We start from the raw sequence: 24,689 nt of genomic DNA, 5'->3' as shown, positions 1-24,689 counted from the left end.
ACAGTGGTGAGCCACACGAAAGCTCACATGCAAAAAATCGTATATCAATTGAAAATCAAAAGTGTTAACCATGCTATTTCTCTTTACTCTGTGAAATATATACACATGATGCGAACACTAAAGGTGCGCATTAGCGTGACATGGATAACGTCGGGGCAATAATACACCTTATAAGTGGTGTGTTAAAGCCGGATAGTGGCCTGTTCATCTTTGCATCGTGATGAACAGGCTACGGGGAATTACTGTGTCTGCACCGGCTTCATCGCTGCATTATTTTTGCGGGAGAATCGGAAACCAAGCCAAATAACGGCAATCCAGAACGGAATTAAGATGACCGAAATGCGAATCCCCGGAGACAGCAGCATAATCACCAGAATCCCCGCCAGAAACGCCAGACACAGGTAGTTACCCCACGGATACCAGAAGGCTTTAAATGCAGGAACAATGCCCTTCTCTATCATCGCCTGACGAAAACGCAGGTGCGCAAAGCAGATCATGATCCAGTTAATCACCAGCGTCGACACCACCAGCGCCATCAACAGTTCAAAGGCTTTGCCTGGCATCAGATAGTTGATCGCCACGCCGAACGATGTTGCTAATGCTGACAGCACGATAGAACGAACAGGGACACCACGCGCGTTGACCTTCGCGAGAGATTTCGGCGCATTTCCCTGTTTTGCCAAACCGTAAAGCATCCGGCTATTGCAGTACACGCCGCTGTTATAAACCGATAACGCCGCCGTTAGCACCACGATATTAAGTATGTTTGCCACCATGTTGCTATTCAGCGCATGGAAAATCAGGACAAACGGACTCCCGCCATCGACAACCTTTCCCCACGGATAAAGCGATAACAAAATAGACAGCGCACCGATATAGAAAATCAGGATGCGATAAACCACCTGATTGGTCGCCTGAGGAATAGAACGCTTCGGATCGGCCGCTTCGGCAGCGGTAATACCCACCAATTCCAAACCGCCGAATGAAAACATGATCACCGCCATCGCCATGATCAATCCGCTTGCGCCATTTGGCATGAATCCGCCATGGATCCATAAATTACGCACCGTTGCCGTTTCGCCGCCATTGCCACTCAACAGCAACCAACTGCCGAAGACAATCATCCCTACGATGGCAAGCACTTTGATCAGGGCAAACCAGAATTCCGTTTCCCCAAACATCCGCACATTAACCAGATTGATAAGGTTGATCAGCACAAAGAATATCGCGGCGGACAGCCAGGTTGGCGTTTCAGGCCACCAGTATTGAATATAAATTCCCACGGCCGTTAGTTCAGCCATCCCTACCAGAATAAACATCGCCCAGTAGTTCCAGCCAGCCAGAAAGCCCGCAAAATCGCCCCAGTACTTATAGGCAAAATGGCTAAACGAACCCGCTACCGGCTCCTCCACCACCATCTCACCCAACTGCCGCATAATCAGAAACGCAATCATTCCGGCAATCGCATAGCCCAATAAAACGGACGGACCTGCCATTTGGATAGTCTGCGATATCCCTAAAAACAATCCGGTACCAATCGCGCCACCCAGCGCAATCAGTTGAATATGTCGATTCTTTAACCCTCGTTTTAGAACCAATTCCTGTTGATCGTTTGCTATGTTGTTTTGAGCATTTGCCATGTTGTTTTTGTGCTTCCTGTAAAGCCTTCTTCATTTTATAACAATGCCTGCTTACGCCATCAGCATGAAGGATGATGTAAGCAGGCAAAGGGATAGGTGTTTTACGCGTTACACAGTGATTGAGCCATTAACGTTCAGGGATGACACTTTTAAACGTTAACTCCACATCATCACGATCGCGCTCAGCGGCAAGCGCCTCAGGCTCACTTTTCTCTGCATTCTGGGGCAGCAATTTTTTCAATAACGCTAACTGCTGGCGTTGCTGCTCTACGATTTCCTGCAGCAATTTCACTTGCTCATTCGCTCTGACACTCGCCCGATTAACAAAAAACCAGACCAGCGCGGCCAGCAGCACAATCAACAAGACAAAAACCACTTCTAATATGTTCACAACGACTCCACTTATAACCACTTATGACAGGTACCTGTTGGCTATCTTACCACCGTGGCATAGCCAAGTTCGATACCCAACCCTATCCGTTATCCACATCATGTTGATGCGCATCGCTATCGTGTTGGTACAAAAATAAAAAAACGTGGGGAACGTTTTTCAACGTCGCTTGCGACGGCGCGCAGGGTGACAGCCAGGAATGGCTCGCCATAAAAAAGCCTGTCAGCAAGGACAGGCTCTGGCATTGATAGGGAATATCAGAAAGGGTAATCGTGGTAGCCCATTTGCTCAGAAATATTTCTGGCTGCGGTGTGCAGCGTAGCGACATATTCGTGTTTGTTTTCTTCTGAAAAACGAATCGTTGGGAAAGAAATACTGAGGCCCGCAATCACCACACCAAAGCGATCGAATACTGGCACGGCAATACAACGCAGCCCTTCTTCTTGCTCTTCGTTGTCTTCTCCGTAGCCTTGCTCGCGCACGACATCCAATTGGTTGAGAAGCGCTTCAGCAGAGCACAGCGTGTGTGGCGTACTGCGCGTGTATTCGACAGTTGATAAAATCTCTTCCACTTCACCGCGATCGCGCCAAGCCAACAGCACTTTACCAATTGCGGTACTGTGCAACGGATTGCGACGGCCAATGCGTGAATACATACGCAGGTTATACATAGAATCAATCTTGTGGATATAAACGATGCCGTCTTCATCCAACGCGCCAAGGTGGATTGTTTCACGCGTTAGTGCAGACAACTCACGCATCTGTATATCCGCACTGCGGATTAAATCTACGTTCTGCAATGCTTTTGCGCCAAGTTCAAACAACTTAAGCGTCAGCGAATATTTCTCTGATTCACCTTCCTGCGCAACATAGCCCAGGGATTTCATCGTCTGCAAGAAGCGGTAAACGGTACTCTTGGACATCATGACTCGCTGAGAAAGTTCGGTAATACCAATTTCTCTCTCTTCACCTAATGCCTGTAAAATACCAAAAACCTTTAAAACGGACGACACGGAATCGGGTTGTTTATCTAAATCTGCACTAGCCATTTTTGTGGTTACCCTACTCAGGTTTTTTTGTTTTAAAAAAAATAGAACAATGGTTTTAGTATAAAGGGAACGCTTTGATTATGGCAATGGAGCAATAACGATAATCAAGTTAAGCTTGAGAAATAACCGCGTCAGAGACTTAATAAAATAATATGTAAGAAAATATTTTAAAAATAATCCGCGCCATAAAATGTGACGCGGATTTATTAGTATTATTAATGCCAGACTGAATCAGGAACCTTCGCCAGATACAGCGCAGGTTTTCCATCTACGTCAGAAGTAAACAGAACTTGTTTATTATCCGGCGTAAAGGAAGGATGTGGGTGAGTAACCTGACGGTCACCTTCCAACACCTCCCAAGAGGTATTGTGCTGTGCAATGCGATGTTCTTTGCCTGTTTTTAGATTGAAAACATACAGGAACGGATCGTTCTCAATTTTGTAACCGCCATCATCCTGCACGTCAACCGGCGCATCGGAACCATCACCCACCAGCAGCGTACCATCATAGTTACTCATCAGGTGAGAACACGGTGGCATGACGCGCAATTGACGATCTTCCAGTGTGACCGGATCAATGCTGCGGATATAGCGATTGGTGTCGTCTTTAAGGTAAGAAACATAAATCATTGCAGAACCATCCGGTACCCAGAATTCGTGGGTGCAGCTTTCGCCTTCCGCATGCTCTTTGACTTTACGCATGTTGGTGCCATCTTCGTTGATGAACCACATACGGGCATCAACCAAGTCATGCGGACCTTCGTGGCAGAACGCAACCGTGTTGTCATCACCAGGACGATAGATTGGGTGACCCAGCCACTGATTTTCCTGAAGAATAGTCTCTGCTTCCCCCGTGACTAAATCGACACGAATCAGACGACAGCATGGATTAGTGAAGTAGAATTCTTGGAATTTTTTCCAATCGGTCAATGGCTTCCAGTCTTCTTTTTTGATCTCAATACCAACCATTTTAGTGCAATCAGAGTTGGCAACCCAGGTGCCGTAGCCGACCCAATCGTCAGGCACCTGATAAATCGTTTTCTCTTCCAGCGTAGCCAGATCGACACGCATCAGATTACGGGTATTTTTAACGTAATACAGTGCATCATCATTAGGAGACAGGAAGCCACCGAAAGTGTTGTCGCCTTTCCCTTCCGTCAACTGCGTGGCGCTCTGCTCTTTTAAATCGAGCAGATAGTAATTCCAAGGACCATCAAACGCAGCGCCAAACAGCAACTTGCTGCCGTCATTGAAGAAACACTTCTGGTAGAAATAGTTACGATGGCAGATAACATCGGGCGGGGTTAAGCGCACAACTTCGGTGCCAGTTGCTGAATCCTGATAGGTATGAAACGTTAGGGGGATCTTGTTACCTTTGGCCATCCGTAAATCCTTAGAACTTATCATGAAGAATCTGACGACACACGCGCATACTCTTCGATAACCTGACATTTCGTTCGCCCAATAAATCGGTCATCCCGACATCGGTTGTTCAAAAATTAGGCCACCAATCTCACGCGAGACGCCTGTTATATCGGCATTATAGAAACAATGTTTCATTTTTCCGTGATCGTGGTTTTATTTTATAAAACATTCTTCCTATTTTCACCACCTGTTTCAGATCGAATGAAAACATTCGGGCGGAGAAAACGCAGAATCGATGAGCCAATAAATGCAGAAATAACAAAGGCCCGTGTGGGCCTTTGGGAAGGTGTGTTGTGAATTATTTCAGGTATTCGCCGGAGCGCAGTGCTTCGATTCGTTTATCCAACGGCGGGTGTGACATGAACAGTTCGCTGAAGGATTTCGATTTTCCGTTAATACAGAACGCCATCATGCTGCTCTCTTCCTGCGGCTCATAGCTGGTCTTCAGGCGCTGCAGTGCAGCGATCATTTTCTCACGCCCCACAAGCTTAGCTGAACCGGCGTCCGCATGGAATTCACGGTAGCGTGAGAACCACATAGTGATGATGCTGGCAAGAATACCAAACACCAGTTCCAGCGCGGTGGCGACAGCAAAGTAAACCAGCGGGTTACCATTACTGCTTTCACCTTCGTCACGGTTGCCGGACAGGAAACCGGAAACGACTTGTGCGATGAGACGAGAGATAAAGATAACAAAGGTGTTGACGATCCCCTGAACCAACGTCATGGTCACCATGTCGCCATTTGCGATGTGGCTAATCTCATGCGCGATAACGGCTTCCGCTTCGTCACGGCTCATATTTTGCAGTAAACCAGTACTCACGGCCACCAGCGACGCATCACGACGGGCTCCCGTCGCGAACGCATTGATGTCCGGTGCATGGTAGATTGCCACCTGTGGCATCGCGATACCAGCTTGCTGTGACTGTGAACGAACCGTTTCCATCAGCCAGCGTTCAGTTTCGTTACGTGGTTGTTCAATGACTTCACCGCCAACGGACCGTAACGCCATCCATTTAGACATCAGCAGTGAAACAAACGCACCGCCAAAGCCAAACAGCCCAGCCATAATCATTAAGCCCTGGACACTGCTGGACTGAATTCCCGTCAGGCTGAGTACCAGCCCGAAAACCAACATCACCGCCAGGTTGGTGATCAGGAAAAGCGCAATACGCATCATAAAGGTCTAATTTCCTCTTGCAGAAAGATAAAGTTTGCAACACCTACATCGTATGGGTTGCCGTGGTATTTTCAAGCATTCTTAACTTTTCAGTTACTAAATCCACATAACTTTACACTTTTCAAAAGGAAAGCGGCATCCTGCCCGCTGTCAATCCTGATATGTCAGCGCGACAACGTTGACCGAAACTCGATAAATTCGGCAGCGTGATCCACCTGAATCGCCCCCACCCCCGCGCGAATTAATGCGCCCCATACGGCATTAGGTTCGGCTAAGGCTCGCGTGTCGCTATAGTCGAGTGAATGCGAGCAATCCAGCGTGTTAACCCAAATCCGAACCCCAAGCCGTTGAAACTCGGCATAGGCTTCGGTCACCGCATCAATATGATCAAAATTGGCTTCCACAATGCCGACGCCAATATCATCAATCTGTCGCAAAATATCGACGGTTTTCCCCCGTTTGAGGTGGAACATCGGCATATAGGGCACCTGGGTATCCCGCGACGGTGAGGCAATAGGAAAACGGGCAGCGGCAAGATCAACTGGGCTTTTCATGATCACGCCAGCACTCAGGCCTTTATCGCGAATATCACGGGCGATAACACCAAATTCATGCTCATGTTTGACATCCACATTGATGACAATACGTCCTCGCGCCTCTTCGAGAACTTCATACAGCAACGGGACTTTTTCGTTGCTCAATGGCCATGCAGAACCGTCATCGCTCCCGCGTAGACGTGCCTGACGAATCTCCGCCAGCGTCATCTTGCCAATGCAGCCGCGCATATCGCTCGTGCGATCGAACGTATCATCATGAATCACGACAACGTGGCTATCAGCCGTCAATTGCGCATCGATCTCCACGATATCAACGCCCAGACGAATCGCCTCACGCAGCGCCGCCAGCGAATTTTCCGGTGCCGAATCCCAAACGCCACGATGCGCTACTGCCAGAACCGTCGCGTTTTGCGCCGCAATCACGTCCTGAGTTATGCCTCTATTTTGCCTTGTCATCTGTCGAAAACTCCAAATAAACGGGAAATGTCACGAGTGACGGGAAACCGACTGCGCGAAATGCTGCAACAGGAGATCGCCCCGAGAAACCACATTGTCCAGCGCCTGCTGCGGCGTTTCTTGCTCTGCCCAGACCTTTTCCAGCTCTTCATCCATGATGGTGCGAATTTGTGGCATGTTGCCCAAGCGGAACCCGCGCGTATAAGGCAGTGGCGGTTTATTAGTGAGTTGTTTCATCGCAACATCGCTGCCGGGGTATCGGGCATAAAATCCCTGATCGCGCGTGAGTTCGTAAGCGGGTTTTGTCACGGGTAAATATCCCGTCATCTGATGCCATTCGGCGGCATTTTCCGGCAGCGTGAGGAAATGCAGGAATTCCGCGATCCCTTGATAATGCGATGCTGCTTTCCCTTTCATGACCCAAAGGCTTGCCCCTCCGATGAACGTATTCTGCGGCGCGCCTTTCGCTTCCTCGCTGTAAGGCAACATGCCTACACCGTAGTGAAATTTGGCATAGTTCTGAATCTTGCGTAACCCACCCGATGAGGTAGTCAATATGCCGCAGTCGCCGTTATAAAAGCGTGTGGTGCCTTCATCATTGCGGCCGAAATAGCTGAATTCCTTCTTCTTCATCATCTCCGCAAGTTGGGTGATGTGGGCAACCTGCAACGGACCGTTCACCAATAGGTGCGCGTCGACACCATCGAAGCCATTGTTTTTCGTCGCAATCGGCAATCCATTCCACACGCTAAAAGCTTCCAGTAATATCCAGCCCTGCTGTCCTGCACTCGTATAACCGCATGTCATTCCACTCTCGCGCAGCCGCATTGCGTCGTACGCCAGCTCATTCCAGGTGCGTGGCGGCTTATCAGGATCGAGCCTCGCTTTAATAAACGCATCTTTGTTGTAGTAGAGAACGGGGGTGGAACTGTTAAACGGTTGGGAAATCAGGTGTCCGGTCTGACTGTCGCTGTAAAACAGTCCCACCGCAGGCAAAAAGGCTTTTTCGTCATTATCGATACCAACCTGATTGAACAGATCGAACACCGGGATAATCGCCCCGCTGTGCATCATATTCGGTGTACCGACATCATAAACCTGCAAAATATCCGGCGCGTTACCCGTGCGATAAGCGGCAATGCCAGCGGCCAGCGTCTGTTCATAGCTACCTTTGTAGATAGGCTCAACGTGGTACACCGTCTGAGATTCGTTAAACCGGTTGACCAGTCGTATTAATTCCGTATTCAGGTTGCTGTCCATGCTATGCCAAAACGTCAGCTCAACCGCCGCCCTAGCAGACAACGGAATGAGCAAGGCCACACTTAACAGCATCAAAAAAACAGACGTAAACCTAAACCGAATCATCATGATGTTTTCTCCGGTACGATTTAAAAATCGCGTTTTTTTAGGAAAATTTCATTTTGGAAAACGTGTTTTAGGAAAAAGGCGTGCTGATAACGACGCTAGAGTTCGCCTGTGACACGTAGATGACTGGGAAGGTGATGAACTGTATCGCGATATTTCAGCCGATAAGAGAGGGGAAATCGTGTGGCAGAAAAACCTTATGTCAGAAAAGCGTTGTGGCGGACAGCCCTTCGACTGCACGCCACGGTATTCGATTAGCTCTGCACGTGTGCCATATCCGTACGCATTGAGGCCTCAACGGGTTGATGTTTAGGTGGTTTAACCCACAGGGTAATCAGTAGCGAGATGACTGACATAATGATGATGGCCATAAAGGTGGCTTGGAAACCGCCCAACTGCGCGGCGATAAACGAACCAGACAATGCACCGATACCGAACCCCTGATAAATCACGCCGTAGTTTTTACTGTGATTTTTCAGGCCAAAGAAATCGCCCACAATCGCCGGGAACACCGTGATATTGCCACCAAAACAGAAGGCAATGGCGCTGACACAGGTAAAGAACAGAAGCGGATTAAGCGGCAGGAATGTCATCACTGACACCGCCAGAATAGTCACGAATAGGGTAAAACTGATCACCCGCATACGTCCGACATTATCGGAAAGCGCACCAAGCACAATCCGTCCAACGGTATTAAAAATCGCAATCGCAGACACGGCATTGGCCGCCATTGCCATATCCATTCCGGCCATTTGCACGCCGATATCTTTCACAATGCCAATCAAATACAGGCCACTCATGCACGCGGTGAAGAAGATAATAAACAGCAAATACGATTCTTTGGTCGCCAACATTTCAGCCAGCGAAAAATCACGCGTCTGCCACTGAACCGCAGCCTGTTGAACCGGTACTGCAGCAGGCTCTTTCAGCAGTGAGCTACCGACCAAAACCATCGCCATGACAATAATGCCCCAGTAGAAAAAGGCTTCTGACACACCGACTTCCGCAATCAAAAAGCTGTTGACGTATTTGAACAGCAGGCTTCCGGTACCAAAGGCACCAACAGAAATGCCTGCAATCAACCCTTTCCGGTTAGGGAACCATTTGATCAGATTGGACAGCGTCGTGATGTATGCCGTGCCGTCCGCAAAACCGACAACAACGCCCATCAGCAGATAAATCAGCGTCAGCGACGGGCTTACTGCACTCGCCATCAGACCCGCACCCAGCGCGATACCGGCGATCATCGTTAAGCGGCACAGACCAATACGCTCCTGAAATTTACCAGCAAACAGCGTGGCAAATGCCAGACAGAAACTGGTAATGGAAAACGTCGTCGCCACGGAGCTCAGCGTCCAGCCAAATTTGTCCACCAGCGGCTGGTTGAATAAACTCCAGGTGTAAATCGTGCCGAGTCCCATTTGGGTGATGATCGTACCGAGGACGATCAATCCCCGGTTAATAGGTTTGGTATTCATGGGCTTTCCCCTACATCAAATTGGTCCGATTCACTCGGTACGCTAAAAAATATAAGCTGACGTGGAGAAGAGAAAATCCATCAAAACACTGTCAGCTTATGGGCTGAGGCCAGTATACAAGCGGGCTGACAGTGGTTGATCGAATGGGGAATGAGATGCCTGAAACGCGGAATGAAATGCCATTAAAGACGCATCAATGACCTGAACGCCTTTATCTTGCTTCGGCTTACTGGGACTTCAAAATCCAGATCGTTCAATCGCAGAATATAGGTATTGTTAAACCATGGCACAATTTCACGGATTTTCGTCAGGTTGACGCAGTAAGAGCGATGGCAACGGAAGAAGTACTCTTCCGGCAAGCGGCTGCAAAACTCCGTAATATTCATCGGCATGATGAATTCCTCACGCCGGGTATAAACCAGCGTGACCTTTTCCTGCGCGGCCGCATAGTAGATATTGTTAATATCCGTGACGATAATCCGTTCGTCTTTCATCAGGTTAATGGTGTGCTGCGCACTTCTCGGGGCACCAGAAGGCACGCCCGTTTCAACAGCAGGTGCCATTTGTCGCTGTTGCCAGGTCGTTTCCAGCTTACGCAGCATCGTGACGATACGCGATTCATGATACGGCTTGAGAATGTAATCGAAAGCTTCAACTTCAAACGCCTCAACCGCATGTTCTTTGTACGCCGTAATAAAAATGATGTAAGGCTTATGCGCGAATTTGCTGATATTTTGCGCCAGCCATACGCCATCTAACGAGGGGATATTGATATCCAAAAAGATCGCATCGACGTCGTTATGTTGCAGATATTTCAGTACATCCAGCCCGTCATCAAATGTCGCCTCAATCGTAATATCACTGTGCTGCTTGATGAGGTAACTCAGCTCTTGCTGCGCGAGGAACTCATCTTCAACAATAATGGCTTTCATGGGTTGCCTCCTGTTTGTTCAGCAGCAGAATATCCCGGCTGCGGCACCTGAACGGCATCCGGCAACGCCGATGGGGTTTTATCTTCTCGTGGGATGTAGAAATAAATTTCAGTCCCAGGTTCCAGCCGGCGAATATGCAAACCGTCGCCATAGAGCAAGCGAACCCGGTGATGGACATTTAGCAGACCAATTCTATTCCCGGGCAATTCGTTACGCGCAACGCGATCCATCGTTTCCTGACTGATACCATTACCCGTATCTTTTACCGCGACCAGTAGCTTATCGCCCTGCTCCTTCACGGACAGCACCACGGTCCCCTTGCCTCTGCAAGGCTGAATACCGTGCACAATCGCGTTTTCGACCAGCGGCTGAATTAACAAGCTGGGGATTTTGTACGCTAAATCGTCGTCGATATCGTAAATCACCGTTAACTTGGCACCGAACCGCGCCTGCTCAATCGCGATATAATCCTGAATTTGGTATAGCTCTTTCTTTATATCGATCAGCGCATCATCGTTGAGTTCGAGGTTATAACGCAAATAGCGAGACAGATTGATCACCAGTTGGCGCGCGGTATCGGGATTAATACGAATAGATGAGGAAATCGCATTCAGCGCATTAAAAAGAAAGTGCGGATTGATCTTACTTTGCAGCGCTCTCAGTTCCGCTTTATTTGCCATATCACGCAGTTGCTCTGTGCGGGACACTTCAATTTGCGTTGACATGATTTGCGATAAACCGACGGCCATCACGCGTAATGAATAGGTAATTTTATGCGCATGGCGATAATAAATTTTCAGCGTGCCGGTCACCTGCCCATGCTCCCACAGTGGGATGACAATCATCGAATGGATTTCCGGCGTCAGGTGCTGTTCATCATTATTTTTAATGATGATTTTCCCGTCATGAATCGCCTGTTGCGTCATTGGGCTAATAATATCGTGTCCGATATTATATTTTTTTTCCCCAATCCCCACATACGCCTGAATGTGCTGCGTGTTCGTTATTGCCACTGCATCTGCATTAATTTCAGTCCGAATGATCCTACAGATGGCCGTCAATGAATCGCTGTTAATATTGCGGAAATACGGCAGTGTCTTGTGTGCGATATCCAGCGCGAGTTTGGCCTGCCTAGCGGCAATGACCTCTTTTTCATTCGCCACGCTTTGCACCAGCAGGACGATCAGGCCGATACACACGGAGCCAAGAATCATCGGCACCGCAATCTTTGAGACAATATCCAGCCCTAACTCAATCGGCGTCGCCCATGCCACAACCAGCAGCATCGTTAACGACTCACACAGCATGCCGCCCAGAATCCCGATGCTCCACTGCTGTTCTTTTTTGACTTTCTTATTGATGTAGCCGGAAATGATACCCGCGATGATGCTGGTAATCAGGCAAGGTACGGAAGTGATGCCATCAATATCGATGAGATAACGGTGTGCCCCCGCAATGATGCCAGTTGCAATGCCTACCCAAGGACCGAAGAGAATACCGCCGGACATCACGGCAATCACGCGCACGTTGACGAGCGACCCTTCAACATTAATGCCGGAATACGTACCAAACAGCGCAAACAACGAAAAGATGGCCGTCACCGTCACCCGCTCTCCAAGCGAGTGCTGCTCTTTTTGCAGTAATTGCCGGAACTGACGCGTTCTTGTCAGGAAAAATAGACAAATCAGCATCAGCGCGGCGCGGTCGAAGACCGCAAGGAGCATTTCAAATATTTCGTGCACGGGACATCCGGTACAGAGTTACAAGCCAGCACTATAGAAAAAATGTGATCCAGATTCCACTTTTTAGTCTGTGAACCGTGTGGAGAGCGCAAAGTATGAAAGCCAGCGGATGCTGGTTTTCGATAGGACAGGATAGTAAAAACGCTGTTCGTCTACCTTGCTTACACGTCTATTGGCTTATTCAGTTTCAGCAACTGGGTGAATTCCTCCGCAGGAATCGGATGCCCAAACAGATAGCCCTGTGCTTCTTCGCACCCTTTACCTCGCAGACGCTCGCTCTGCTCTAAGGTTTCCACACCCTCGGCAATTACCCCCAGACCGAAACTTTTCCCGAGATACAGGATCGCTCGGACAATCGCCGCATCCGGCGGCGACTCACACATGGTTCTGACAAACGTTTGATCAATTTTCAGTCGAGTCACCGGATAGTTTTTAAGCATGCTGAGCGACGCATAACCCGTTCCATAATCATCAAAGGCAATACCGACTCCCGCTTCACGCAACGTTTTTAACTGTTGCAGCATACTTTCATCATACCGCAGGATGATATTCTCCGTGATTTCCAGCTCCAGAGAACGGGGTTGTAACCCAGTACGCGCAAGAACATCCATAATCTTTTGCGCCAACATACCGGTACGAAACTGCGCGCTGAAAAGATTAATGCTGATACGAAAATAGCTGTCACTCGCCTGACACCATTCTGCCGCCTGCCTGCATGCCGTTTCGACGATCCAATCCCCGACACGTTCTGCCCATGGGCCGTTTTCCAGTGCAGTAAGAAACGCGGCTGGGCTAAGCACCCCTCTTTCTGGGTGACGCCAGCGCAGCAGCGCCTCGGCACCAACAATCTCATTCGTCGACAGTTTGACCTGTGGTTGATAGAACATCTCAAACTCATGCTGCTCGTAAGCGCGCACAAATTCTAACTGGAAAGCATGCTTAGCCTGAAAGACCTCAAGTAGTTCTCGCGTAAAAAAGCGGTAGCAGTTTCGACCTTCAGACTTCGCCTGATACAGCGCTAAATCCGCGCTTGTCAACAGATCCTGCACGGTCAATCCATATTCTGGGTACAGCACCGCACCAATGCTGGCACTAATATTGATTTGATGATCGTCAATAATCATCGCCCGCGAAATTTCATGAATAATTTGCTCTGCGATTTTGCCTGCAACCTTTTTGTCACTCAGACCAGGAAAAAGCAGCGCAAATTCATCACCGCCCATTCTCGCTACAACATCACCGGAGCGAACCGTGGCTTTTATTTTTTTGGCGACATGCACCAGAATATTATCGCCGCAGGAATGCCCCAGACTGTCATTCACATCCTTAAACCCGTCCAGATCGACCATCATGATACAAACCGCAGGTTCATTCTTTAGCGCGGTTTCCAGGCTGGATTTCAGCAACGTCCGGTTTGCCAACCCAGTTAACGGGTCCAGATGCGCCAGCAAAAACAGCCGTTCTTCATTTCGCCGCCGTTCTGTAATGTCACGCAATATCGCGCCATAGTTAATATTATCGTTGTCTTCCCACATAGAAACCGATAATTCAACTGGAACCAGACTACCGCTTTTAGCTTGTACGTTGAGCTCCAGCGTTACGCCTTTCATCAGCGAATCCCGCTCGGTGACCAAGTGGTTAAGCTGCACGACAAAGGCATCGGGCACGATGGTATTAATACTGCGGCCAATAATCTCCTCGTCAGTATATTCCAGCATGTGTGCCGCTGCGGTATTCCAGAAGGTGATCATCCCCTTCTCATTAACGCACAAAATGGTATCAGGCGAGGTATTGGCAATATTTTCAAAACGCACCTGACTGGCTTTCCGCGCCAGTTCCAAACGTCGCATTTCCAGCTTATCCATCACTAATGAAGCCAGATCCTGCAAATTGTGCTCATCACGTTTGGTGAATGCCGTTCTGGGTTTCAAATCGATAATGCACAAGGTGCCGATGGCATGCCCAGACAACGTAATGAGTGGAATGCCAGCATAAAAACGAAGGTAGGGAACGCCCACAACCAGCGGATTATTTTTAAAACGCGCATCCTTAAGGGCATCGGGCACGACCATGATCTTTTTCTTTAGGATCGTATGGGCACAAAAAGAGATATCGCGAGACGTTTCGCAAAAAGGAACGCCTACGCTGGCAGCAAACAGTTGGTGTTCAGCCTCTACTAACGACACCAATACGATAGGCACGCTGAAGATGTTAGCGGCCAGACTAATCAGGTTACTCAGACCTGGATCAAATAATACGTTCTTAATGCCATACTCACGAAGAGCAGCAAGACGTTTGTCTTCATCTTTGCTTATTGGGGCACGACTCATGGGTTCCCCCTCCCATCGTATTAATGTTCATATTAGACAAAAATTTAGCGATAAATCCAAAATATTGCAGCAATGATAAGAGCAGCAGGCCAACGTTAGCAAACTAAGGCCCTTCTCTTGCCAAGAGTCAAGACGTATGGTAACTGAGTATTGAGTATGGCAAAAGATCCAGACTCTATCCTCCATGCAAATCATGAATAACAACAAGTAGAAGCATGAATTAAGATAATAGATGAAACGCGAAATAGAAAGATACCGCCGCACTCACAACGTTGAGCGATAAGGCCAGAAAAGAAAGGAGAAGGGTTGGTATATTCAAGTACTTCGACCGGATAACGGCAACCTATTATCAAGTTATTAACAGAATATAACCAACCAGAGAATAATCAGGCGGGGAAATAGGTTATTGAATGCTCAGGTGTATCATTTTTTGCTCGGATCACGACATCCCAAATCCCTGTATAAGGCACCGTTAAATACACTTCGCCTTCCGCATGACGGCAAATAGAGTCCTGCGTAGCACTATTCTCTTCAGTCATGGTTTCCTGTTCACCATTGCTCATTTGCACTTCAAATGTATTAGTACACCGGACAATTACCGTATCACCACCAAACAGACTTAAACACGTGCGAATTACAGACATACATCCTCCGCGACACGCAGTCATGCGCATGCTTAATGAAACGAATTTATTGATTATATTTCCCACAACGGGATGCCCATAAAAGCAAAATGCATACGGCCAGATTGTGATTTAGATCAAGTGACTCACATGTTTAAAGCAAATCAGGGGGAGGAATAAGACGATACTATGACTGCCTGATACTTATTAGGATTCTTGATAATCGAGCGATAGCGCTTAGGGATGCCGACGTTATCTCATCCTGCCACACAGGATTAGCGCCACAAGATAACAACTAAAATCGTATTTCAAGTTGTATTTATGTGCAATTATTACATGTACCAATGACGAACGGCGGTGGCTTTTTTTAAACAAGATTAATACCCGCTTGATAAATGACAACCTAGGTTGTACATTGATCGGATGAAAACGACACTTGCAGAACGATTAAAGACCGCCAGAACTGCACAAGGGCTTAGTCAAAAAGCACTTGGCGACATGATTGGCGTATCTCAGGCCGCCATACAGAAGATCGAGGTGGGGAAAGCGTCGCAGACAACCAAGATTGTTGAGCTTTCCAATGCACTACATGTTCGCCCTGAATGGTTGGCAAACGGCGAAGATCCAATGCGTAGCAGCGAAGTCACTCGCTCGCTTCAGGAATCAAGCATTCCGCCAAAATCCCAATGGGGCACCGTATCAGCTTGGGACAGCACGACAGAACTATCAGAGGACGAGGTGGAAGTGCCTTTTTTAAAGGATATTGAGTTTGCTTGCGGCGACGGACGCATTCAAAGTGAGGATTACAACGGCTTTAAGCTCCGTTTCTCCAAAGCGACGCTGCGTAAGGTGGGGGCAAATACGGACGGTTCAGGCGTTCTTTGTTTCCCAGCCGCGGGCGACAGTATGGAACCCATCATTCCTGATGGAACCACCGTTGCGGTTGATACTAACAACAAACGCATCATTGATGGAAAGCTCTACGCCATCGCTCAGGAAGGCGGCGGCAACGACAAACTGAAACGAATCAAACAACTTTACCGCAAGCCGGGCGGTCTTCTCGTCATCCATAGCTTCAATCGCGAGACTGACGAAGAAGCCTACGAATCTGACGTCGAGATCATCGGCCGCGTGTTCTGGTATTCGGTGCTGCTATAGCCCGATACTGGCGGTATCCCGCTCTCTTTTCTTCTCATCAAAGCCGGTGGACCGATACGGACACCGGTTTGTTTTATCAACCAATATTTTGCCTATAAAAGGGTTGTGAGTAACCACTTTATCAACAAACGTTTCAGCGCTAAAAAACGCTTACCCCCGCCCAAGTAACCTTACTTACGCGCAACAGTGTTATACAATCCCCGTGCTATTGTTTCACCAACCCTTGTTGATGTTGTGTTATTCACCCTGTCTATATTGTTCCTTTCCCGCCCTGTGGCGGGATTTTTTTGTCCCTCGCTGGGCATCTTCTGCGTGTAGCCCCTCCCGTTGTTATTTCTTTTTACAACCAAAAACAACCCAAATTAAAACTAAAGATGTTGACACAAAAAAAACTATAGTTTTAAATAAACACATAGCAGCAGGGAAGCCTCTGCAAAGGTAACAACCCAGTTTTCACGTCAGCAACAACACACATAACAATAGGGTGATTTATGACTGAGCCACAATTTCGCAGTAAAGGTCCTGAGCTTCTGGTCGAGCTTTCTCAACACGTTGCCGATACGGTCAAAACCGTCACGGAGTTAGATCCACAAACCGCTGAGCTGGTCGGTAATGCCGTTGCCAAACATATGATGACCGTATGGGGCGGGCAAAACGTTTATTTCCCGATGGGAATATCCTGGCGCGCGTCTCAACGCGATCTTCAAATCTATGAAGAGTTTGACGGGCGCAATCACAGCACTCTGGCTAAAAAATATAATGTCTCGCTGCAATGGATTTATAAAATTGTCAGAACGATGCGAAAAGAGGAACTACAGGCAAAACAGCACACTCAGGCATAATACAAAAGCCATGAATTAAAAACCCAGGTGATAATTAAAAAAATAGAATAGATCATTTAATAACAACGATAATTTTTCTTTTAATAAAAAATAACCTAAGTCATGAGAATTATGCAAATGTAGCAAGGTATTTCTATACGCTGACGCAGGTCCACACACGTAGTTTGAAACATGACAGAGATATTCAAAGATAATACCGTGTGGTAATTAATATAATGGGTACGTTTGCGTATCCATTCTTTTTTATATCTCTCATTTTTCTCTTAGAAAAAATTGCCCTTCTGCACTCTACCTCTCTTCTTATTCAAATCAATCAGCTAAAAAAACCACAAACATGCATTTACAATGCACAAATCAATTTTTGACCATTCCGAGCGTGATAACGTTGCCCCACGATCCCTTCGGCGGATTGAAAGCGCCGAGTGAAAAAAATAAATGGGGGCAATTGAGAGCAATGAGTGAGAAAGCAAGAAAGCGGTGGCAACGCCGCCCCGGAACCACTGGTGGTAAACGTCCCTGGAATGACTGGCGCAACGCCCTAACCTGGCGCAGAGCAACACAGATTCTGCTATTGGCGATCAACGTTTATATCGGTATCACCTTCTATTTTTGGGTACGCTACTTTGAAACTGGCGGCACGAGCCTTTATATGTCAAGGCCGGGCGGTATTGAGGGCTGGTTGCCAATTGCCGGATTGATGAACGTGAAATTCACGTGGGAAACCGGTGATTTTCCCCCTATCCACCTTGCGTCAATGCTATTACTTCTCGCATTTATTCTCACCAGCCTGTTACTGAAAAAATCGTTCTGCTCCTGGCTCTGCCCTATCGGCACGATTTCCGAGTGGGTAGGTGCATTGGGGAAAAAAATAGTTGGACGTCAATTCATTCTTCCTAAGTGGCTGGATATTCCACTGCGTAGCCTGAAATATTTGCTATTAGGCTTTTTCCTCTATATCGCCTTATCAATGCCAGCACAAGGCATTTATATGTTCCTGATGTCGCCTTACGGCTTAATCGCCGACGTCAAAATGCTCGGCTTCTTCCGCAATATCGGCACCATCACGTTAGTCTGCGTTTTTCTTTTTACGTTTGTCAGCCTGTTCGTCCGCCATTTTTGGTGCCGCTACCTTTGTCCCTACGGTGCACTCTTGGGGGTATTTTCGCTATTGTCACCCTTCAAGATTCGCCGCAACGCCACCAGTTGTATCAATTGTGGCAAGTGCGCCAAGGCCTGCCCATCTAACATTTCGGTGGATAAGCTCATTCAGGTGAGAACGGCGGAGTGCACGGCCTGCATGACCTGTGTCGAATCCTGCCCAGTAGCATCCACACTCCATTTTTCGCTTACAAAGCCCTCAGGCTCGCAGGCAAAAGGCAGCGAAACAACCAAATCGCTATGGCGACAAACTGCATTGTCCGGTATTACGATGACGCTACTGGTGCTCGGCATCCTTTTCGGCATGATCGGCTTTGCGATGTACATCGGCGGCTGGGACAGTCCGATTCCCGAAAACATGTACTTCCGGCTCATTCCCGACTCACAGGGGATTGGTCATCCATAAAGAAAAAGGGGCCAAATTGGCCCCTGATTTTCATCTGCGCTGAATAGCAGATTACATGTTATCGATGATGTCCTGCGCAAACTCGCTACATTTCCGTAGCTTAGCGCCTTCCATCAGACGTTCGAAATCGTAAGTCACGGTCTTGTTCTTGATCGCGCCTTCAACGCCCTTAACAATCAGGTCAGCCGCTTCGAACCATTGCAGGTGACGTAACATCATTTCAGCAGACAGAATAACGGAACCTGGGTTCACTTTGTCCTGACCCGCATATTTCGGTGCAGTACCGTGCGTGGCTTCAAACAGTGCACATTCGTCACCGATGTTAGCGCCCGGAGCAATACCGATACCGCCAACCTGTGCTGCCAATGCATCGGAAATGTAATCACCGTTCAGGTTCATACAGGCGATAACATCGTATTCAGCAGGACGCAGCAGGATTTGTTGCAGGAACGCATCGGCGATCACGTCTTTTACCACGATCTCTTTGCCGGTGTTCGGGTTCTTGATTTTCACCCATGGGCCGCCATCGATCAGCTCACCGCCGAATTCTTCACGCGCCAACTGGTATCCCCAGTCTTTGAACGCGCCTTCGGTGAATTTCATGATGTTGCCTTTGTGCACCAGCGTGACGGAATCACGGTCGTTGGTAATCGCGTATTCGATAGCAGCGCGAACCAAGCGTTTGGTACCCTCTTCGGAACACGGCTTAATACCGATACCACACTGCTCAGGGAAACGGATTTTGTTAACGCCCATTTCTTCACGCAGGAATTTAATCACTTTGTCTGCTTCAGCAGAACCTGCTTTCCACTCGATACCTGCATAGATGTCTTCGGCGTTTTCACGGAAGATCACCATGTCGGTCAGTTCAGGCTGTTTAACCGGGCTAGGTGTACCTTCGTAGTAGCGTACCGGACGCAGGCAAACATACAGATCCAACTGTTGGCGCAGTGCAACGTTCAGAGAACGAATACCACCACCGACTGGCGTTGTCAGCGGGCCCTTAATCGCCACACGGTATTCACGGATCAAATCCAGTGTTTCTTCTGGCAGCCAGACATCTTTACCGTAGACTTGCGTGGATTTTTCACCGGTATAGATTTCCATCCAGGAAATCGCGCGCTTGCCCTGATAGGCTTTCTTCACAGCGGCGTCAACGACGTTGATCATGGCAGGCGTGACATCGATACCGATGCCGTCGCCTTCGATAAACGGAATGACCGGGTTGTTTGGAACAACCAGTTTGCCTTGAGCGTCAACCGTGATTTTCTGACCTTCTGTCGGTACAACTACTTTGCTTTCCATTAACCTCTCCTTCGAGCGCAATTTTGTTAATGACTTGTAAGATGCGTGTCAATACTACTTGAATATTTAGCCCGCGCCAATCGCAAACCATTTGAGTATAATGCTTTTGTTATCCGCGACTATAAAGATGATGAATAAATTCTCTGTTAAAAATCACAAAGTTAAACGATTCAGCTCACAGCCAGCAAGAAAAAGGCAGCCAGACAACGCGCCGCGCCGCATCGTTTTGTTCAATAAACCTTTCGATGTCTTGCCGCAATTCACTGATGAAGCTGGCCGCCGGACGCTGAAAGATTATATTCCGATTAGCGGTATTTATGCCGCCGGGCGTCTGGATCGCGACAGCGAAGGCCTGATGATTCTCACCAATGACGGCAAACTTCAGGCTCGACTGACCCAACCGACGCAAAAAACGGCCAAAATTTACTATGTTCAGGTCGAAGGTATTCCTGACGACGCCGCATTGACGCGCTTTCGTACGGGTTTAGATCTGAATGACGGCAAAACACTGCCCGCCGGTGCGGAGATCGTACCGGAACCCAGTTGGCTGTGGCCGCGTAATCCCCCTATCCGCGAGCGTAAAAGCATTCCCGACTGCTGGTTAAAAATCACGCTACATGAAGGCCGTAATCGGCAAGTCCGGCGTATGACGGCAAATATCGGGTATCCTACCTTGCGTCTGATTCGATACGGCATGGCCAATCAGACCGTAGAAAACCTGTTACCTGGAGAATGGAAGGAGATAATGGATGTTTAAACCCCATGTGACAGTCGCCTGTGTGGTACAGGCCGAAAACCATTTTCTGGTCGTTGAAGAGTTAATTAACGATAAATTATTGTGGAACCAGCCCGCGGGCCATCTGGAAGCCAACGAGACGCTGATTCAGGCTGCAAGCCGTGAGCTGTGGGAAGAAACGGGCATTCAGGCCACACCGCAGAGTTTCTTGCGTCTGCACCAATGGATCGCGCCCGACAATACGCCGTTTCTACGCTTTTGCTTCGCCCTCGATCTGCCTGCGCGGGTCAACACCCAGCCGCACGACAGCGATATCGAATGCTGCCGCTGGCTGACCGCCGAGGAAATTCTGCATTCGCGTCATCTTCGTTCACCACTGGTGGCCGAAAGTATTCGCTGCTATCAGCAGCAAGAACGCTACCCGTTAACCGTATTGGGCGCGTTCAATTGGCCATTTTAGGCATCTTGCTATTCCTGCTGTGAACGGACTTAACCACCGCACGGCAGGAATAGCGATGCAGCCCTCAGTTCAACATGCTAAAATATTCCGCTTGTTTTTCGCATCAATGCGTCAGTAAATTTCAGTTCGTGAGACTTCCATGTCAGATAACAGCCAGAAAAAAGTGATTGTCGGTATGTCCGGCGGTGTTGATTCCTCCGTTTCCGCTTACCTGTTACAGCAACAGGGCTATCATGTTGAAGGCCTGTTCATGAAGAACTGGGAAGAGGACGACGACACAGAGTATTGCTCAGCGGCCACCGATCTTGCCGATGCGCAGGCCGTTTGCGACAAGCTGGGTATCGAATTACATACCGTCAACTTTGCCGCTGAATATTGGGACAACGTGTTTGAACTCTTCCTTGAAGAATACAAAGCGGGCCGTACCCCTAACCCCGATATCCTGTGCAATAAAGAAATCAAATTCAAAGCCTTCCTGGAATTCGCCGCCGAGGATCTCGGGGCAGACTACATCGCGACAGGCCACTATGTCCGTCGTCACGACGTTGACGGAAAAAGCCGTTTGCTGCGCGGCATGGACGGCAACAAAGACCAGAGCTATTTTCTTTATACGCTGAGCCACGAGCAGATCGCACAGAGCCTGTTCCCGGTCGGCGAGCTGGAAAAACCGCAGGTACGTAAAATTGCCGAAGAGCTGGAACTGGCAACCGCGAAGAAAAAAGACTCGACCGGTATTTGCTTCATCGGTGAGCGCAAATTTACCGATTTTCTGGCGCGCTACCTGCCCGCACAGCCGGGTCCGATTCTGTCCGTCGACGACAACAAACCGATGGGACAGCATCAAGGGCTGATGTACCACACGCTGGGGCAGCGTAAAGGTCTGGGTATTGGCGGCGTCAAAGACGGCGGCGAAGACCCTTGGTACGTGGTAGATAAAGATGTCGCCAACAATATTCTGTATGTCGCGCAGGGTCACGAACACCCTCGCCTGATGTCGTACGGTTTAATCGCACAGCAGTTACACTGGGTCGATCGTCAGCCTCTCACCGCTGAATTACGTTGTACGGTGAAAACCCGTTATCGTCAGGCGGATATCCCCTGCACCGTCACGCCACTGGGCGACGATCGCATTACCGTGCGTTTTGATGAGCCTGTCGCAGCAGTGACTCCTGGCCAATCCGCCGTCTTTTATCTGGACGACGTTTGCCTTGGCGGCGGTATCATTGAAGAACGCTTACAGGAGTAACCGTGGCTAAGAACTATTATGAAATTACGCTGGCGCTAGCGGGCATTTGCCAATCGGCGTATGTAGTCCAGCAACTGGCTCATACCGGTAGCTGTAATAACGATGTGCTGCATACCTCGCTGAACAGCGTGTTGAATCTCAATCCGGCGTCCACGTTGGCCGTTTACGGCAATGACGAGCAAAATCTGAAAGTTGGGCTGGAAACGCTGTTAGGGATTCTGAATACCAGCAGCAACAAAGGCGCGGGCGCGGAACTCTCACGCTACGCTTTCAGCCTGATTGCGCTAGAGCGCAAACTGAAAGCGAAACCCGCCGCGCTTGACGAATTGGGCAAACGCATCGGGCAGTTGGAGCGCCAACTGGAGCATTTTGACCTGCTCTCCGAAACGATTGTGAGCGCGCTGGCGGCGATTTACGTGGATGTCATCAGTACGCTCGGGCCACGTATTCAGGTTACCGGTTCACCGGACGTGCTGAAAAACAGCCAGGTGCAGGCTAAAGTGCGTGCCGCGCTGCTGGCCGGTATACGTTCTGCGGTACTCTGGCAGCAAATTGGCGGCGGGCGCTTACAGCTGATGTTCTCACGCGGCCAGTTGGTGAAAGAAGCGAAACAGATATTGGCGCGTTGTTCATCCGTTTGATGCTATTCTTGCCGCTATCCTTGGTGCTGCTGGTGTGATTCACGCCAGCGTCACTAACCCGTTGCAGTTATTGAAACGGCTTGTTGTTATTGAAATCGCCGTTCTTATTGAAATTAATCGTTATTGAAACCAATCTCAGGAGTTGCTTGCGATGGAATTATCCTCACTGACCGCCGTTTCCCCAATTGATGGACGCTACGGCGATAAAGTCAGCACGTTGCGCACCATTTTCAGCGAATTCGGTTTGCTGAAATTCCGTGTGCAGGTTGAAGTACGTTGGCTGCAAAAACTGGCAGCCTGTGCAGAGATCCAGGAAGTTCCTGCATTTGACGCTGACGCAAACGCTTTCCTTGATAAAATTGTCGCCGAATTCAGTGAAGAAGATGCGGCACGTATTAAAACCATCGAGCGCACGACCAACCACGACGTGAAAGCCGTTGAGTACTTCCTGAAAGAGAAAGTTGCCGCTATCCCAGCGCTGCACGCCGTCAATGAATTCATCCACTTCGCCTGTACTTCAGAAGACATCAACAACCTGTCTCATGCACTGATGCTGGATACCGCTCGCCGCGATGTCATCCTGCCGCACTGGCGTCAAATCATTGATGCGCTGAAAACGCTGGCACAGGAATACCGCGATATCCCGCTGCTTTCCCGTACACACGGCCAGCCCGCTACGCCGTCCACTATCGGTAAAGAATTTGCTAACGTGGCTTACCGTATGGACCGCCAGTATCGCCAGTTGCAACAGGTTGAGATTCTGGGCAAGATTAATGGTGCTGTCGGTAACTATAACGCCCATCTGGCAGCCTACCCGGAAGTGGATTGGCACCAGTTCAGCGAAAGTTTTGTTACCTCACTGGGTATCAACTGGAACCCGTACACCACGCAGATCGAACCGCACGATTACATCGCAGAGCTGTTTGACTGCATCGCGCGTTTCAACACGATTTTGATCGACTTTGACCGTGATATTTGGGGCTACATTGCCCTGAATCACTTCAAGCAGAAGACTATTGCGGGAGAAATCGGTTCTTCCACCATGCCGCATAAAGTGAATCCAATTGACTTCGAAAACTCGGAAGGCAACCTGGGTCTGGCGAATGCCGTTCTGGGGCATCTGGCTAGCAAGTTGCCGGTTTCCCGTTGGCAGCGTGACCTCACTGACTCTACCGTGCTGCGTAATCTGGGCGTCGGCGTGGGCTATGCACTGATTGCGTATCAGGCCACGATGAAAGGCATCAGCAAACTGGAAGTGAACCGCGATCGTCTGGCTGACGAACTGGATCACAACTGGGAAGTGTTGGCTGAGCCAATCCAAACCGTGATGCGTCGCTACGGCATTGAAAAGCCGTACGAGAAGCTGAAAGAGCTGACGCGTGGCAAACGCATTGATGCTGCCGGTATTCAGGAATTTATCGATGGCCTGGCGTTGCCAGAAGCGGAAAAAACGCGCCTGAAGGCGATGACGCCAGCCAACTATATCGGCCGCGCTATCGCAATGGTTGATGACCTGAAATAACCGTTCTCAAACCCGAACATGACCTCTCTCTGGCGGGCGCTCTGCCCG

Annotated in this window: 21 protein-coding genes; 8 read left to right on the top strand and 13 right to left on the bottom strand. The window is 48.9% G+C overall.

From position 1 onward, the window contains the following. Positions 1-239: 239 nt before the first annotated feature. From IG609_RS09320 to IG609_RS09265, 12 genes are all read right to left on the bottom strand, one after another. The gene (locus tag IG609_RS09320; RefSeq protein WP_193398684.1) at positions 240-1,640 is read right to left on the bottom strand and encodes an amino acid permease; all 1,401 of its coding nucleotides are present in this window, start codon (positions 1,638-1,640) and stop codon (positions 240-242) included. 127 nt (positions 1,641-1,767) lie between these two features. Next, positions 1,768-2,031: a YebO family protein gene (locus IG609_RS09315; RefSeq protein WP_010275709.1), complete on the bottom strand. Its 264-nt coding sequence runs from the start codon at positions 2,029-2,031 to the stop codon at positions 1,768-1,770. 257 nt (positions 2,032-2,288) lie between these two features. Continuing rightward, a complete protein-coding gene (kdgR, locus tag IG609_RS09310) occupies positions 2,289-3,080 on the bottom strand; it encodes a DNA-binding transcriptional regulator KdgR (RefSeq protein WP_180784214.1) in 792 nt (263 codons plus the stop codon). A 215-nt stretch (positions 3,081-3,295) separates the two neighbouring features. Beyond that, entirely contained in the window at positions 3,296-4,462 is a 1,167-nt protein-coding gene (gene ogl / locus IG609_RS09305; protein ID WP_116162312.1) for an oligogalacturonate lyase, read from the bottom strand. Between the two features lie 340 nt (positions 4,463-4,802). Further along, positions 4,803-5,684 carry a protease HtpX gene (gene htpX / locus IG609_RS09300; RefSeq protein WP_102117910.1) on the bottom strand — a complete coding sequence of 294 codons (882 nt, stop codon included), beginning with the start codon at positions 5,682-5,684 and terminating at the stop codon, positions 4,803-4,805. Between the two features lie 164 nt (positions 5,685-5,848). Next, positions 5,849-6,697 carry a glycerophosphodiester phosphodiesterase family protein gene (locus IG609_RS09295; protein ID WP_193398685.1) on the bottom strand — a complete coding sequence of 283 codons (849 nt, stop codon included), beginning with the start codon at positions 6,695-6,697 and terminating at the stop codon, positions 5,849-5,851. 30 nt (positions 6,698-6,727) lie between these two features. Beyond that, positions 6,728-8,062 carry a sn-glycerol-3-phosphate ABC transporter substrate-binding protein UgpB gene (ugpB, locus tag IG609_RS09290; RefSeq protein WP_226373266.1) on the bottom strand — a complete coding sequence of 445 codons (1,335 nt, stop codon included), beginning with the start codon at positions 8,060-8,062 and terminating at the stop codon, positions 6,728-6,730. 254 nt (positions 8,063-8,316) lie between these two features. Next, positions 8,317-9,540, bottom strand: a complete 1,224-nt coding sequence (locus IG609_RS09285) for an L-lactate MFS transporter (protein WP_193398687.1) — start codon at positions 9,538-9,540, stop codon at positions 8,317-8,319. Between the two features lie 182 nt (positions 9,541-9,722). After that, entirely contained in the window at positions 9,723-10,472 is a 750-nt protein-coding gene (locus IG609_RS09280; protein ID WP_010275727.1) for a LytR/AlgR family response regulator transcription factor, read from the bottom strand. Next, complete coding sequence (locus IG609_RS09275) at positions 10,469-12,214, bottom strand: sensor histidine kinase (protein ID WP_193398688.1); 1,746 nt, start codon at positions 12,212-12,214, stop codon at positions 10,469-10,471. The genes IG609_RS09280 and IG609_RS09275 overlap by 4 nt, the downstream gene beginning before the upstream one ends. 161 nt (positions 12,215-12,375) lie before the next feature. Continuing rightward, on the bottom strand, positions 12,376-14,544 hold the full coding sequence (locus IG609_RS09270; protein ID WP_193398689.1) for a sensor domain-containing phosphodiesterase: 2,169 nt from the start codon (positions 14,542-14,544) through the stop codon (positions 12,376-12,378). A 386-nt stretch (positions 14,545-14,930) separates the two neighbouring features. Next, positions 14,931-15,188 (bottom strand): hypothetical protein, encoded by a 258-nt coding sequence (locus IG609_RS09265; RefSeq protein ID WP_102117905.1) that lies wholly within the window; start codon positions 15,186-15,188, stop codon positions 14,931-14,933. Positions 15,189-15,590: 402 nt separating this feature from the next. On the opposite strand from IG609_RS09265, the gene IG609_RS09260 reads away from it, so the two are divergent. From IG609_RS09260 to IG609_RS09250, 3 genes are all read left to right on the top strand, one after another. Further along, a complete protein-coding gene (locus tag IG609_RS09260; RefSeq protein ID WP_102117929.1) occupies positions 15,591-16,325 on the top strand; it encodes an XRE family transcriptional regulator in 735 nt (244 codons plus the stop codon). A gap of 491 nt (positions 16,326-16,816) precedes the next feature. Continuing rightward, a complete protein-coding gene (locus IG609_RS09255; RefSeq protein ID WP_193398690.1) occupies positions 16,817-17,167 on the top strand; it encodes a Mor transcription activator family protein in 351 nt (116 codons plus the stop codon). 454 nt (positions 17,168-17,621) lie between these two features. Next, positions 17,622-18,731: a 4Fe-4S binding protein gene (locus tag IG609_RS09250; protein WP_193398691.1), complete on the top strand. Its 1,110-nt coding sequence runs from the start codon at positions 17,622-17,624 to the stop codon at positions 18,729-18,731. A gap of 51 nt (positions 18,732-18,782) precedes the next feature. On the opposite strand, the gene icd is transcribed toward IG609_RS09250, so the two are convergent. Further along, entirely contained in the window at positions 18,783-20,036 is a 1,254-nt protein-coding gene (icd, locus tag IG609_RS09245) for an NADP-dependent isocitrate dehydrogenase (protein WP_010275741.1), read from the bottom strand. A gap of 130 nt (positions 20,037-20,166) precedes the next feature. On the opposite strand from icd, the gene rluE reads away from it, so the two are divergent. The 5 genes from rluE (at position 20,167) to purB (ending at position 24,641) form a co-directional block, all read left to right on the top strand. Further along, positions 20,167-20,793, top strand: a complete 627-nt coding sequence (rluE, locus tag IG609_RS09240; RefSeq protein ID WP_014915250.1) for a 23S rRNA pseudouridine(2457) synthase RluE — start codon at positions 20,167-20,169, stop codon at positions 20,791-20,793. After that, a complete protein-coding gene (locus IG609_RS09235; protein ID WP_193398692.1) occupies positions 20,786-21,232 on the top strand; it encodes an NUDIX hydrolase in 447 nt (148 codons plus the stop codon). The genes rluE and IG609_RS09235 overlap by 8 nt, the downstream gene beginning before the upstream one ends. A 139-nt stretch (positions 21,233-21,371) precedes the next feature. Further along, positions 21,372-22,478 (top strand): tRNA 2-thiouridine(34) synthase MnmA, encoded by a 1,107-nt coding sequence (mnmA, locus tag IG609_RS09230; protein ID WP_010275749.1) that lies wholly within the window; start codon positions 21,372-21,374, stop codon positions 22,476-22,478. 2 nt (positions 22,479-22,480) lie between these two features. Then, a complete protein-coding gene (gene hflD / locus IG609_RS09225; protein WP_102117898.1) occupies positions 22,481-23,119 on the top strand; it encodes a high frequency lysogenization protein HflD in 639 nt (212 codons plus the stop codon). 151 nt (positions 23,120-23,270) lie between these two features. Then, positions 23,271-24,641, top strand: a complete 1,371-nt coding sequence (purB, locus tag IG609_RS09220) for an adenylosuccinate lyase (protein WP_193398693.1) — start codon at positions 23,271-23,273, stop codon at positions 24,639-24,641. Positions 24,642-24,689: the final 48 nt, after the last annotated feature.

Origin of the sequence: Pectobacterium quasiaquaticum (assembly GCF_014946775.2) — a bacterium.
Lineage (GTDB): Bacteria > Pseudomonadota > Gammaproteobacteria > Enterobacterales > Enterobacteriaceae > Pectobacterium > Pectobacterium aquaticum.
The sequence above is the reverse complement of the archived record's forward strand: the minus strand, read 5'-3'. Positions and strand labels throughout refer to the sequence as shown.

What these genes read in the sequence shown, in the direction of transcription:
- IG609_RS09295 (WP_193398685.1), bottom strand. Translation starts at nt 6,697, where the DNA reads ATGACAAGGCAAAATAGAGGCATAACTCAGGACGTGATTGCGGCGCAA.
- IG609_RS09265 (WP_102117905.1), bottom strand. Translation starts at nt 15,188, where the DNA reads ATGTCTGTAATTCGCACGTGTTTAAGTCTGTTTGGTGGTGATACGGTA.
- htpX (WP_102117910.1), bottom strand. Translation starts at nt 5,684, where the DNA reads ATGATGCGTATTGCGCTTTTCCTGATCACCAACCTGGCGGTGATGTTG.
- ogl (WP_116162312.1), bottom strand. Translation starts at nt 4,462, where the DNA reads ATGGCCAAAGGTAACAAGATCCCCCTAACGTTTCATACCTATCAGGAT.
- kdgR (WP_180784214.1), bottom strand. Translation starts at nt 3,080, where the DNA reads ATGGCTAGTGCAGATTTAGATAAACAACCCGATTCCGTGTCGTCCGTT.
- IG609_RS09270 (WP_193398689.1), bottom strand. Translation starts at nt 14,544, where the DNA reads ATGAGTCGTGCCCCAATAAGCAAAGATGAAGACAAACGTCTTGCTGCT.
- IG609_RS09235 (WP_193398692.1), top strand. Translation starts at nt 20,786, where the DNA reads ATGTTTAAACCCCATGTGACAGTCGCCTGTGTGGTACAGGCCGAAAAC.
- ugpB (WP_226373266.1), bottom strand. Translation starts at nt 8,062, where the DNA reads ATGATTCGGTTTAGGTTTACGTCTGTTTTTTTGATGCTGTTAAGTGTG.
- rluE (WP_014915250.1), top strand. Translation starts at nt 20,167, where the DNA reads ATGAATAAATTCTCTGTTAAAAATCACAAAGTTAAACGATTCAGCTCA.
- IG609_RS09320 (WP_193398684.1), bottom strand. Translation starts at nt 1,640, where the DNA reads ATGGCAAATGCTCAAAACAACATAGCAAACGATCAACAGGAATTGGTT.
- IG609_RS09280 (WP_010275727.1), bottom strand. Translation starts at nt 10,472, where the DNA reads ATGAAAGCCATTATTGTTGAAGATGAGTTCCTCGCGCAGCAAGAGCTG.
- IG609_RS09260 (WP_102117929.1), top strand. Translation starts at nt 15,591, where the DNA reads ATGAAAACGACACTTGCAGAACGATTAAAGACCGCCAGAACTGCACAA.
- mnmA (WP_010275749.1), top strand. Translation starts at nt 21,372, where the DNA reads ATGTCAGATAACAGCCAGAAAAAAGTGATTGTCGGTATGTCCGGCGGT.
- IG609_RS09255 (WP_193398690.1), top strand. Translation starts at nt 16,817, where the DNA reads ATGACTGAGCCACAATTTCGCAGTAAAGGTCCTGAGCTTCTGGTCGAG.
- IG609_RS09285 (WP_193398687.1), bottom strand. Translation starts at nt 9,540, where the DNA reads ATGAATACCAAACCTATTAACCGGGGATTGATCGTCCTCGGTACGATC.
- IG609_RS09250 (WP_193398691.1), top strand. Translation starts at nt 17,622, where the DNA reads ATGAGTGAGAAAGCAAGAAAGCGGTGGCAACGCCGCCCCGGAACCACT.
- purB (WP_193398693.1), top strand. Translation starts at nt 23,271, where the DNA reads ATGGAATTATCCTCACTGACCGCCGTTTCCCCAATTGATGGACGCTAC.
- icd (WP_010275741.1), bottom strand. Translation starts at nt 20,036, where the DNA reads ATGGAAAGCAAAGTAGTTGTACCGACAGAAGGTCAGAAAATCACGGTT.